This is a genomic window from Methylobacterium sp. 275MFSha3.1 (genome assembly GCF_900108435.1).
Lineage (GTDB): Bacteria > Pseudomonadota > Alphaproteobacteria > Rhizobiales > Beijerinckiaceae > Methylobacterium.
In genome coordinates this window covers 20,838-32,429 of record NZ_FNWP01000037.1, presented here as the reverse complement: position 1 = coordinate 32,429, position 11,592 = coordinate 20,838, and the positions used below count along the sequence as shown (strand labels likewise).

The 11,592-nt window shown below is 64.1% G+C and carries 9 protein-coding genes; 6 read left to right on the top strand and 3 right to left on the bottom strand.

Annotated features, from left to right (window positions below):
* The first annotated feature begins 59 nt into the window (after positions 1 to 59).
* A complete protein-coding gene (locus BLW78_RS28205; protein WP_132369412.1) occupies positions 60 to 1,130 on the top strand; it encodes an IS630 family transposase in 1,071 nt (356 codons plus the stop codon).
* A 931-nt stretch (positions 1,131 to 2,061) separates the two neighbouring features.
* Here BLW78_RS28205 and BLW78_RS28200 read toward each other — a convergent pair.
* A complete protein-coding gene (locus tag BLW78_RS28200) occupies positions 2,062 to 2,916 on the bottom strand; it encodes a helix-turn-helix transcriptional regulator (protein ID WP_091683435.1) in 855 nt (284 codons plus the stop codon).
* 99 nt (positions 2,917 to 3,015) lie between these two features.
* Here BLW78_RS28200 and BLW78_RS28195 point away from each other — a divergent pair, with 99 nt between their 5' ends.
* Entirely contained in the window at positions 3,016 to 3,918 is a 903-nt protein-coding gene (locus BLW78_RS28195) for an SDR family oxidoreductase (RefSeq protein ID WP_091683433.1), read from the top strand.
* 318 nt (positions 3,919 to 4,236) lie between these two features.
* On the opposite strand, the gene BLW78_RS28190 is transcribed toward BLW78_RS28195, so the two are convergent.
* The gene (locus BLW78_RS28190) at positions 4,237 to 5,151 is read right to left on the bottom strand and encodes a DUF3471 domain-containing protein (protein ID WP_091683431.1); all 915 of its coding nucleotides are present in this window, start codon (positions 5,149 to 5,151) and stop codon (positions 4,237 to 4,239) included.
* Between the two features lie 501 nt (positions 5,152 to 5,652).
* On the opposite strand from BLW78_RS28190, the gene BLW78_RS28185 reads away from it, so the two are divergent.
* Together BLW78_RS28185 and BLW78_RS28180 are read left to right on the top strand one after the other, a co-directional pair.
* Positions 5,653 to 7,884, top strand: coding sequence for a TonB-dependent siderophore receptor (locus tag BLW78_RS28185; protein ID WP_091683429.1), 2,232 nt, complete (start codon positions 5,653 to 5,655; stop codon positions 7,882 to 7,884).
* 121 nt (positions 7,885 to 8,005) lie between these two features.
* Complete coding sequence (locus BLW78_RS28180) at positions 8,006 to 8,887, top strand: alpha/beta hydrolase (RefSeq protein ID WP_244527090.1); 882 nt, start codon at positions 8,006 to 8,008, stop codon at positions 8,885 to 8,887.
* 269 nt (positions 8,888 to 9,156) lie between these two features.
* Here BLW78_RS28180 and BLW78_RS28175 read toward each other — a convergent pair.
* Positions 9,157 to 10,256, bottom strand: a protein-coding gene (locus BLW78_RS28175; RefSeq protein ID WP_091683426.1) for an IS3-like element ISMex11 family transposase whose coding sequence is annotated in 2 segments (ribosomal slippage) — positions 9,157 to 10,004 and positions 10,004 to 10,256 — 1,101 coding nt in all. Because the reading frame shifts where the segments join, the coding sequence is not laid out codon by codon here.
* A 367-nt stretch (positions 10,257 to 10,623) separates the two neighbouring features.
* On the opposite strand from BLW78_RS28175, the gene BLW78_RS28170 reads away from it, so the two are divergent.
* Positions 10,624 to 11,226 carry a TetR/AcrR family transcriptional regulator gene (locus tag BLW78_RS28170; RefSeq protein WP_091683424.1) on the top strand — a complete coding sequence of 201 codons (603 nt, stop codon included), beginning with the start codon at positions 10,624 to 10,626 and terminating at the stop codon, positions 11,224 to 11,226.
* Positions 11,227 to 11,311: 85 nt separating this feature from the next.
* On the top strand, positions 11,312 to 11,560 hold the full coding sequence (locus tag BLW78_RS28165; RefSeq protein WP_139307764.1) for a hypothetical protein: 249 nt from the start codon (positions 11,312 to 11,314) through the stop codon (positions 11,558 to 11,560).
* Positions 11,561 to 11,592: the final 32 nt, after the last annotated feature.

Here is an 11,592-nt window from a genome sequence, read left to right as displayed (position 1 = left end):
CTAGTGCGGTGACGCGGACGGAGGATTCACAGAGTCGGTGAGACGTGCGAGTCTGGGCCATGGCCCAGACGGTATGCGTGCTCCTTCCTCCGACCGACGCGGCGCGGTTGGCTGCGATCGCCAGCGACCGCTCCAGCCCACTCAAACATATCCAACGTGCCCGCATCGTCCTGTTCTCAGCCGAGCGCCTGAGCGTCCAGGATGTCGCCCGACGGGCGGGCGTCAGCCGCCCCGCCGTGTGGCGCTGGCAGCGGCGCTACGCCGAGGCGGGCGTGGAAGGTCTGCTGCGCGACAAGACGCGTCCGCCCGGCACGCCGCCCCATTCGACCGAGACGGTGGCCGAGGTGCTGGCACTGACCTGCTCGGAGCCGCCCGGCGAGGTCACCCATTGGACCGGCCGTGCCATGGCCCGCGCTGTCGGGATTTCGTTGCGCGCCGTGCAGCGGATCTGGGACGCTCACCGCCTCCAGCCGCATCGGCTGCGCACGTTCAAGCGCTCGCGCGACCCCGCCTTCGCCACCAAAGTCGAGGATGTCGTCGGCCTCTACATGGCCCCGCCTGCCCACGCGGTGGTGTTGTCCATCGATGAGAAAAGCCAGATCCAGGCCCTGGAGCGCACTCGCCCCGACCAGCCTCTCGGATCCGGCCATCCCGCCGCCCAGACCCACGACTATACCCGTCACGGCACCACGACGCTGTTTGCCGCCCTCGACGTCCTGGCCGGCACCGTGCTCGGCCGCTGCATGCAGCGCCACCGGAACGGCGAGTTCATCCGGTTCCTGAACACCATCGAGGCCACCGTCCCGCCCGACAAGGCGATCCACGCGATCCTCGACAACGTCGCCACCCACAAACATCCGAAGGTGCGCGCCTGGCTCGCCCGACACCCGCGCTGGACCTTCCACTTCACCCCGACCTCGGCCTCGTGGCTCAACGCCGTCGAGGGCTTCTTCTCGGCGCTCACCCGTCGTCGGTTGCGACGCGGCTCCTTCACCGGCGTCGTCGATCTGCAGGCGGCGATCAAACGCTACATCGCCGAACACAACCGGCGCGCCAAACCCTTCGTCTGGACCAAGCCCGCCACCGACATCCTCGCCGCCGTCAGCCGATCCCCTGAACCATCCGTCTGAGTCAGTGCACTAGGCTTTCGAAGGTTGCTCGTGGCACAGCAAGCCGGATCTCCTCGTATGGGGTCTGGGTGCCTGTCACTAAAGGCCGGCTCCTTGTTAGGAAGCTCAGATCACCAGCAACGAGGCGGCCTCCACGATCGAGCTGCATCTGGTAGCCGAGCCCAGCCAAGCCCAGCCGGATGACCACCATATCCTGCGCGTTTCGGTCGATGTGGCGCGACCTGATCTCTAACGAAACCGGACTGCTGACCGTATGCAAAAGTATACAATCGCCAATTGTTACGGTGAGACGCTTGGCGGAGAACGGCTCCCGAGGCCTTATTGGTTCAACATCACCAAATCCAGCCAACGCACTGTAGCGCCAGAACTCGAAGGCACGCTTCTTATCGATGTGGGCAGTTGTTTCGATTAGAGTTGGTACAACCGATAATTTCGACACGCAGAACTCTTTGCCGAGATTTGACGGTTCCTAGATAGGCTCATGCGCCCAATTGCTCGGATCTCCGTCGGTTCCGAGTCCAATCGAGACATCGGATTAAAACAGCATGTTTTTTTTCTGCTCGGGAGTGAAGTTGCGCGCCAAGGTGTAGCGGCTGCTGGAGCCCGGCTGTCGAACGGCCACTGCACTCAAATATGACTGACGACAGCCAGGGGTTCGCAAGCCGTAGGCCAAACGGCGACGTCTGCTTCGATGCGTGAGCCGCTCAAGAGCGGACTGGCCGAAATCCACCCCGAGCGGTAATTCCGCTTGCGACCCAACTCGGCCCTTCAGCATCTCTTTGTCGATGCTCCGAAGCAGACGCGATATTCGTTGCGCATGATCAGGACGCCATCTGGGAAGGCGAAGCCCGTCCACGATGGACGACGGGACGATCTCCACCGACGCGGTCGGCGCTGCTGCGACTTCCAAACGTCGATGCCGACCGCGCGGTTACAGCGATGGGTCTGTGCGGGTGCCGTCGCCGGGCCGACCATCGACCAGCCTGCGGATCTGCTTCCTGACGGACGGCGTGGTGGGGTTATAGACGATCAGGCCGAGGTCGGGGCGACCGTCGACGGCGAAGGAGAAATACTCAAGCTCGATGGCGCCGAGGATTGGGTGCTTCAACCGCTTCGTCCCCTCGCCGTGATGGTGCACCTCGTTCTCGCGCCACAGCGCCGCGAAGTCCTCGCTCGTCCGGCACAGTTCCTCGACCAGCGTGCCGACCTCGGACGCCGCACCGGCGCGGGCCGCATCCGCACGAAACGCCGCGACCACGTAGCGGGCCACGCTGTCCCAGTCATGCTGGATCGCGCGAACCTGACCGGAGCCGAACATGCGGCGAAGGATGTTGCGCTCGCCCGGCGGGACCGTGTTCCAATCGGTCAGCACGACGGCCGAGGCACGGTTCCACGCGACGACGTCCCAGGTGGCTGTCTTGATCAGTGCAGGGCTGGTCTCCAGCGTGTCGAGCAGTCGCTGCAGCCGGGGCGTGACCCTCTTGGCGACCGCGTAGCGGACCTCCGGCGGGCGCCCGAGGCCCAGCATGAACAGGTGCTCGCGCTCGGCATCAGTCAGCATCAGACCGGCGGCAATGCGGTTCAGCACGTCCGCGGAGGGCGCACCGCCGCGGCCCTGCTCCAGCCACGTGTACCACGTCGCGCTGATGTTTGAACGCTGGGCGACCTCCTCCCGACGTAGGCCCGGCGTCCGCCTGCGGCCCGCGAACCCGAACGAGGACGGGTCGAGCTTCGCCCGCCGGTCTCGTAGATAGGCGCCGAGGGGATTCTCTGAGCCGGCCGGCATGGCGATCCTGTGAAAGATTATACCCTGATACGGTCACGTATTTTACGGTGACGCCAGCCGCAGGAAAGTGGGGTTTCCTCACAACGCGGACAGTCATCCATGCGCGTATTCCTCACGGGCGCTACTGGCTTCATCGGCTCGGCGCTCATCCCGGAGCTCGTTGCCTCCGGGCATCAGGTCCTGGGGCTGACCCGGTCCGAGGCCGGCGCGGCGGCGCTCCGAACGGCGGGGGTCGAGCCGCACCGGGGCGACCTCACGGACCGGGTCAGCCTACACGATGGGGCCGCCCGGGCCGACGGCGTGATCCATGCCGCATTCGATCACGACGACTTTTCGGACTTTGTGGCTAACTGCGAGAAGGACCGGCGGGCCATCGATGCCCTTGGCTCCGCGCTGAAGGGCTCGGATCGGCCCCTGCTGATCACGTCCGGCGTAGCGATGGGATGCCCGTCGTCCGGCCGTACGGCCACCGAGGACGTCTTCGACAGGGACCACCAGAACCCCCGTGTCGTCTCCGAACAGGCGGGTGAGGCGCTCCTGCAGGCGGGCGTCAACGTGTCGGTGATGCGGCTCCCGCAAGTGCACGACACCGTCAAGCAGGGCCTCGTGACCTATCTTGTCGCCCATTCTCGAGCCAAGGGCGTCTCCGCCTATGTGGGCGACGGGGCGAACCGCTGGGCGGCGGGACCAAGGCGCGACGTCGCCCGCCTCTACGTGCTGGCCCTGGAGCGTGCCGAGGCGGGGGCCCGGTACCATGCCGTCTCAGAGGAGGGCGTCCCGCTTCGAGCCATCGCGGAAGCCGTCGGCCGGGGCCTTGGCGTCCCAGCGGCCTCCGTCGCGCCTGATGCCGCCGCCGCGCATTTCGGATGGTTGGCGGGGTTTGCCGGGGCCGACATGGCGGCGTCGAGCGCGTTGACGCGGTCCCGGCTCGGCTGGCAGCCTGACGGCCGGGGCCTCATCGCCGACCTCGACGCCATGGATTACGCCCGCGGTACAGCGTGAGGCGTCAGCGCCCAGCCGCATGATCGGTGGGGTCGTGGGCCGCGAAGTCCGGCCCGAGGTCCGTGATCGAGGTCCGCACGAAGCCCTCTCGCGGCACGCGTTGTCATGCCCTTGGCCACGAGCATCAGCTGGAATTCGACGCCGGTCGGTGGTCGGTGGAAGCAGGCGGCGAGGAAACACGAACGTACGCTTCCACCCTATGTCGAGCGGAAGCAGACTGGCGGCAATCCACCCAAGCGGTCCTACGGCTTGCGACAGACCCCAGCCGTCCGGACCGCCGCTGGCAGGTCTACAAAGCGGCCGCCCGGACGTTGATTGTTATGGTACTATACGAAAGCTAGCCATTTCGATCCTTGATGCATCGTTCAAGCTAAGCCGCCATTCTGTCTCGGCCTGCTCAAATTTAACATTGTACACGTCGCAGTCGTCGGCCATCGAGATGCCCCTGAATTGGATGGATTTCAGCTCGCCCCACCTTTTAAGTGCTCGCTTGTTATCTGGGATCTGCTCTTCGAAAGCTCGTGCCAGGCCGGCAGCCATTAAATCAGGTTCCGAAACGCCAAGTTGGGTTGCTTTTATGATGCGACGAAGCGCCTGCTCGCTACCGGATCTTGGCTCGTTCGTAGCCTTTCGTGCTTCGATGGATTGCTCGACTGCAGCTGCCTTTTCACGGCTGATGCGCGGTGCGGATTGTTCAATGCCGTTTTGGTGAAGCTCTAATGAGATCACCGCGCCAATGTCGTCTCTTTCAAAACTAAGCTGCGCCTTAATAAGCGAATTTCTATAAAAGAACTTCGTCGGACTTTCCGCAAGCAAGGAATAGAATGTTTGGCCCGTCAGCCTTGACATAAGTCCATCTTCGTCGCGCTCAATGGTCAAGATACTCTTGGGAGCCAATTGGTAGAAGCCGATAAATTGACCCAGCGTTGTGGGATCGATGGGCCGCGCTTTGCGAGGGAGCGCCTGTTCCGCGGCTAGGCGTTCAACCTTATCGGCAGTACTTTCTGCGCTCGTTTGACCCGTTAGCTTCTGAACCTCTGCCCGCAGTCGGCGCCAGCTAGAGAACCCGTATTTGCGGGCAACCTCCTTTTGAGCTTTCGACAACTGCGCAGTTGGATCTGACACACGCAGCGTCTTAAGCCGCGCCTTCGCTTCGTTGCGAAGATACTCAAGGTTCGGACGCTCTGGGAGCGTATGCCTTTGAATGGCGTGCGATAAGACGGCTTCGGCCATGGAATCCTTCCTTCCTCAGCGCCCATCGTCCGCGTTGCTGGGCAGGAAGTCAGGTCATGATCAAGGATTCCGAATGGGCTAAGCCCTTCACGCGGACCGTTGGCCTATCCTGAGGCCGGATAGACGTTACGTCCGGACTTGGAGGACCGCAAGTGGAGTGTGCTGAGGGGCCGTTTACGGAGGGAGCGGCAACGTCTTCTTCGATGCCTGAGACGCTCGGAAGCGGACCGGCAGAAATCCACCCTGTCCGATCATTCCGCATCCGACCCAACCCAGCCGCTTGAACCACCGTCAGCAGTTCTCCAAAGCGGTCGTTCATCTTTCATCCAGCAACTTCGGCACGGGGGTGGTAAGCAGACGGGCGCAAAGCACAGCTTGGAATTCTTCCAGATTTGAACTGTTGTAAGTGTGTGTTTTGGAACACGTTTTCGGCTTGTTCAACGAGCCGTGAACGGTGATCACACTGGCAATGCGCCGCTCGGGCGCGTGTCAGCGTGATCTATGTCCCACCGCTCTTCGCTCCTCGCTATCCTTCTCGCCACAACCGCCCTCGCCGGCCCCGTAGCGGCGCAGGACGGGACCGTCCAGCTCAACGAACTCTCGGTCGAGGCAGCAAGACCCGGCAACTCAGCTCCCGGACCGACGGGCTCCGGTGGGGTCAACCTCAGCGGCGGCGACGGCGGCACGGCCGCCACCAGCGGCGGCGGTGGCGGTCCCTCTGGCATCACCGGCTACACCGCTCGCGTCGTCACCGCCGGGACCAAGACCAACACCCCCGTCATCGAGGTCCCGCAAGCCATCTCCGTCGTCACCCGCGAACAGCTCAACGACCGCAACGTTCAGGGCTTCGCCGAGGCGATCCAGTACATCCCCGGCGTCTCGGTCGCCACGCAGGGCTTCGACCCGCGCTTCGACCAGATCTTCATCCGCGGCTTCGACGTGCTCACCAACCAGGGCATCTACCGCGACGGCCTGCGGGTGATCGGAAGCGGCTTCAACTACCCGCGGCTCGAGCCCTACGGCTTGGAGGCGGTGACCGTCCTGCGCGGGCCCGCCTCCGGCCTCTACGGGCTGGGCTCGCCTGGTGGCATTCTCGACGCGACCACGAAGCGACCGGTCTTCACGCCCTTTCGCGAGATGTGGCTCCAGGGCGGCAGCTTCGGTACCGCGCAGGGCAACTTCGACTTCGGCGGCCCAGTCGACGGCACTGATGGCACCTTGGCCTTCCGCATGACCGGCATGAGGCGCGAGGGTGGCACCTTCATCGGGCTGGGCACCAACAACGACCGGCTCTATCTCGCCCCGGCGCTCACTTGGAAACCGTCGGCCGATACCACACTCACGTTCCTGAGCGAGTTCCAGACCAATAAAAACCCAACCACCTCATTCTTCTATAACTATCCGGGCTTCCGGGTGAGTCCGTACTACCTGGGCGACCCGGCCTTCGACGGCCTCAATCAGACCCAGTTCCGGGTCGGCTACGCGTTCGAGCACCTCTTCACGCCCGACCTCGTGTTCCGCCAGAACTTTCGGAACTACGGCTCGTTCGTCGATGCGGCTTACACGAGCATCGACAGCATCAACGCAGCGAACACGATCGGCACGCGGAGCACCGGCTACATCCGCTCGGGCCTGATGCAGCAAACCCTGGACAACCAGTTGGAAGCCCGCTTCGCAACCGGACCGATCGCCCACACCGTGGTCGGGGGCGTCGACTACGCGCGGTACAGCCTGAGCCAACGCTTCGGCTTCGGCCCCGCCCCGGACCTCAACCTCATCACCCGGAACTATGGCCAACAGTTCATCGCGACGCCGCCCCTCGCGGCGGCGACGCGCCAGACGCAGGACCAAGTCGGTATCTACCTGCAGGACCAAGCCAAGCTCGGCAATTTTATCCTGACGCTTAACGGGCGCTACGACCAGACCTTCCAAGACAGCTTCGCCACGCCAAGCAGCGCGGTTTCGCGCCAGGACAACTCGGCGTTCACCGGCCGCGTCGGGTTGGGCTACATCCTGGCACCTGGCCTCGTGCCCTACGCGAGCTACGCCACCACCTTCACGCCGCAGGTCGGCACGGACCGGAACGGGCAGGCGTTCAAGCCAGCCACCGGTGACCAGATCGAGGCGGGGGTGAAGTACCTGATCCCCGGCACCAACATCCAAGTCGCGTTCGCGGGCTTCGACATCGTCCAGTCGAGCATTCTGCGCACGGACTCGGGCAACATCGCTTTCCAAGCCGCCACCGGCGCGGTGCGCTCCACTGGCTTCGAGGCGGAGGCTACCGCCAACCTCGCGCCGGGCACGAACCTGACGATCGCCTACTCGCACGTCGACATACGCTTCATCAACGGGACAGGCTTCGATCCGAGTGGAAACGTCGTCTCGACCAATGGGAACCGCGTCTCCGGCATCCCCGGCGACACCTACGCCTCGTTCCTCACCTATGCCTTCCCGCCGTCATCGCCCATGCGCGGCGTTCAGTTCGGCGGCGGCATCCGCTTTATCGGTACGAGCTTCGCGGACGATGCCAACACGGTGCGCAACACGGCCGTCACGCTGTACGACGCGTTAATAGCCTACGATTTCGGGGCTATTGACCCGAAGTACAAGGGCTTCCGTGCCCAGATCAACGGCTATAACATCTTCAACCGCAACTACACGAGCTGCTCGTTTGGGTTCTGCAACCGCAACGAGCCGGGTCGGATCCTCGGCAGCCTGATCTACCGGTGGTAAACGTCGCGCCAGCCACCGGGGCGTCCGCCCCTGCCTGGCTGGAGGCCGCCGTGAGGCACGTCAAGTGAGTACCCTCGTCTCACGCCGAGCAGCGATGTGTCTTCCGGCGGCGATTTGGCCGATGTTCCTGCCGCGCTTCGCTAGCGCGGGCGCAGACGAGCCGGCCCGGCTTGCCCGCACGGTCACCTTTGACCTCGGCAGCAGGGACGGACAGGCGCCGTGGCGGATCACACTCTACGTCCCGCCCGGAGATGCACCAACCACTGGCTGGCCTGTCCTTTACCTACTGGACGGCAACGCGGTGATGGCCACTGCGACCGACATTGAGCGCGTGCAGGCACCATACCCGGATGCGACCGGGGTTGAATCACGGTTTGCGATTGTCGGGATCGGGTATCCCGGGGATGAAGCCTATGACGGCGTACGTCGCTCCTGGGACTACACGCCGCCGCCGGGGCAGTCCTACCCGCCGTACAAGCCTGGCGGTCCCGCCCTCCGAACAGGTGGCGCCCAACAGTTTCTACATTTCGTCTTAACCGAGCTTAGGCCCGCGATCGAGCGGCGTTGCCCGGTTGACTCCACCCGGCAAGCCCTCTTCGGCCATTCATTCGGCGGGCTCTTTGTCCTCTATGCCCTTGCCAACGCGCCGACGGCCTTCTCCCATTGGATTGCGGTCAGTCCTTCTATTTACTGGGAGGATCTTGTGCTGCTGAAGAGCATTGCCGGGCTCGAAAGCGGGGCACCCGTTCGTGCGCATGTGCTTCTTTTGGCGGGGGCCTACGAGGAGGAACTCGCGCCGTTTCAGCGGGATGCGCCGGATCGCGAAGCACGCATGAAGCGCCTGAAAGCGGCACGAACGGTTGAACTATCGCGAGAGATGGCGGACCGCCTCTCACGCATTCCCGGATTGACAAGTCAGTTCCGATTGATCCCCGAGAGAACGCATATAAGCGTTTTACCGGAAGCCGTAAACGATGCAGTCGCCTTTTTCTTGAAACGGTGAGGATGGGACTGCCCTAACGGTCGTCGACTTGCAATGACTAAAGATGCGTTGCTCCGAGAGTGCGCCAAACGGGGCATTGGGCCACGCAACTATAAATCAATATTCGCATTCACGATTTTGCCCTTCGTAGTCATTATAGAGACCACCAACTCAAATGTTCGAAAGAGCCCTGACCAGCCCCCACGCGGTGGTCCGAGTTCAAAGTTAGTGCAGGGTCAGGGTGAGGGTCCCCCAGATTTTGGTCCGGCCGGAAGGTGAGCTTCCGGATCTCATTCGGCGGCCTGCAGGGCCGCCGCCAGGGCAAATTCCTGGGGCGTCAGCCACCCCAGAGCGGTGTGAGGACGGCTCTCGTTGTAGTGCCGCCGCCACGTCTCGATCTTGCTCCTCGCGTCGGCCAACGACAAGAACCAGTTCGCGTTCAGGCACTCGTCGCGCAGACGGCCGTTGAACGACTCGACCAGCGCGTTGTCGGTCGGCTTGCCAGGCCGTGAGAAGTCCAACGTGACGCCGTTCTCGTAGGCCCAGCGGTCGAGGGCTTTCGAGACGAACTCAGGCCCGTTATCGACCTGAATCGCGCACGGTGCTCCGCGCAGCAGCGCCAAGCGGCCGACGACAGCCACGACCTGTTCGCCTTTGATGCCCTGGTCGACCTCGATCGCCAGTGCCTCGCGCGTGAACGCATCGACGACCGTCAGGGCTCTCAGCCGGCGGCCGTCGAACAGCGCATCGGAGACGAAGTCCATCGACCAGCGCTCGTTCGGCCGGAGCGCAGCAGGCTGACGCTCACGGTGTGCCGCGCTGACGTGCCGGCGCGGCCGCTTGAGCCTCAGGCTGAGGCCCTCGTCCCGGTAGAGGCGGTGGACCCTCTTATGGTTCACCCGCCAGCCCTCTCGGCGCAGCAGGATGTAGATCCGGAAGTAGCCGTAGCGCACCCGGCTCTTGGCCAGATCGCAGATGCGCATTCGCAGCGGTGCCTGATCGGGCTTGGTCGAGCGGTAGCGGACGCCCGACCGGCCGACGCCGAGCGCGGCGCAGCCGCGCCGCTCGCTCACCCCGTGCGCCTCCTGAACCTGGTGCACGAGCTCGCGTCGCCGAGCAGGCGTCAGAGCTTTTTTGCGAGCACGTCCTGCAGGATGTGCTTGTCGAGGCTCAGATCGGCCACGAGCTGCTTGAGCTTGCGGTTCTCCTCCTCAAGCTGCTTCAGCCGACGTAGCTCGCCCGTGCCGAGCCCGCCATAGAGCTTCTTCCAGCGGTAAAATGTCTGTTCGGAGATGCCCATCCGGCGCAGCACCTCCGCGACCGGTGTCCCCGTCTCGGCCTGCTTCAGCGCGAAGGCGATCTGCTCCTCGGTGAACCTGCTCTTCTTCACGGCTCTGCTCCTCCCATCAGGGTCTCACAAAACCGGAAAACTCGCACTCAGGCCGGACCAAAGCGATGGGGGGACGTCAAGGGTCAAGGCCTCTGCCTCAACAGCCTAGAAGCGGATCTTCTGAGGGTTGGAAAGGAGTCGCGAGAAGTCGTGACGACCATGTCTGCTCTCACACCTTGTCGCCCATAAGCTGACCGGCAGCAGTCCACCCGAAAGCGGCGGCCATGACGTCAGCATGTCGTGGCCCATTGTCATGGTGGCCATTCTGGTGCGGGAGCCAGCGGGGTTTCTTTGGGGCAGAGGTAATTTTCTCGAAAATCGTTGCGAGCCACTAGACGACCGGTCTAATCAGGTCCATATTCGGGCCATGGCACATGTCAGCGGCAACACCGATACCCGGCAAGGCATCCTCGACACCGCCCACCGCATCGTGGGCGCCAAGGGGTTCTCGGGCGTCGGGCTCAACGAGATCCTGGCCGCAGCCGGGGTCCCGAAGGGCTCGTTCTACCACTACTTCGGCTCGAAGGAGGCCTTCGGCGAGGCGCTCCTGGCCGACTACTTCGAGGAGTACCTCGCCGACATCGACGCCACCCTCGCCGAGACCGGTCTCAGCCACGCAGAGCGCTTGATGAACTACTGGCGCAAGTGGCAGGCGACGCAGGGGAGCATCGACTACCAACGCAAGTGCCTCGCGGTGAAGCTGGCGGCCGAGGTCTCGGACCTGTCCGAGCCGATGCGGCTGGCTCTGAAGGCCGGCACCGCCGGGATCATCGACCGCGTGGCCGGCGCCATCAAGGCGGGCGTCGCCGAGGGCTCGCTGAAGGTCGAAGCTGACGCACGCGCCACGGCCGAGACGCTCTACCACCTATGGCTCGGTGCCAGCCTGATGGCGAAGATCGAGCGCACCGACGCACCGTTCGACGCCGCGATGAGGACGACGCGGCGCATCCTGAACCCGCAACGAGCCTGACCGGGCGAGCCCAAGGCGAAGCCTGACCTGCTCGTGCGGAACCTGTAGACGACCAGTCTACTCAAATGTGACGATGGAGCAGACCATGGCCCCGCGAACCGCACACCCCGTCGCCCCCTACCTGCTACTCGCCGAGCTCGGGGCCGCCCTGTTCGGCGGTACCGCCGCCTCCGCCGAGGAGCGCATCACCCTGGAGATCATCGGTGCCGTCCGCATGACCGGCCCGGGGATGATCCGCCCCGCGGACGCGACGCCCGTCAGGGCCGAGGACACCCAGGCGCGCGAAGCGGGCGTCGAGCGTCCCTCCGAGAGGATCGCGGCTCGGCACAACTGACGCCCCGAACCCTTCGAACGACAACCCCGACC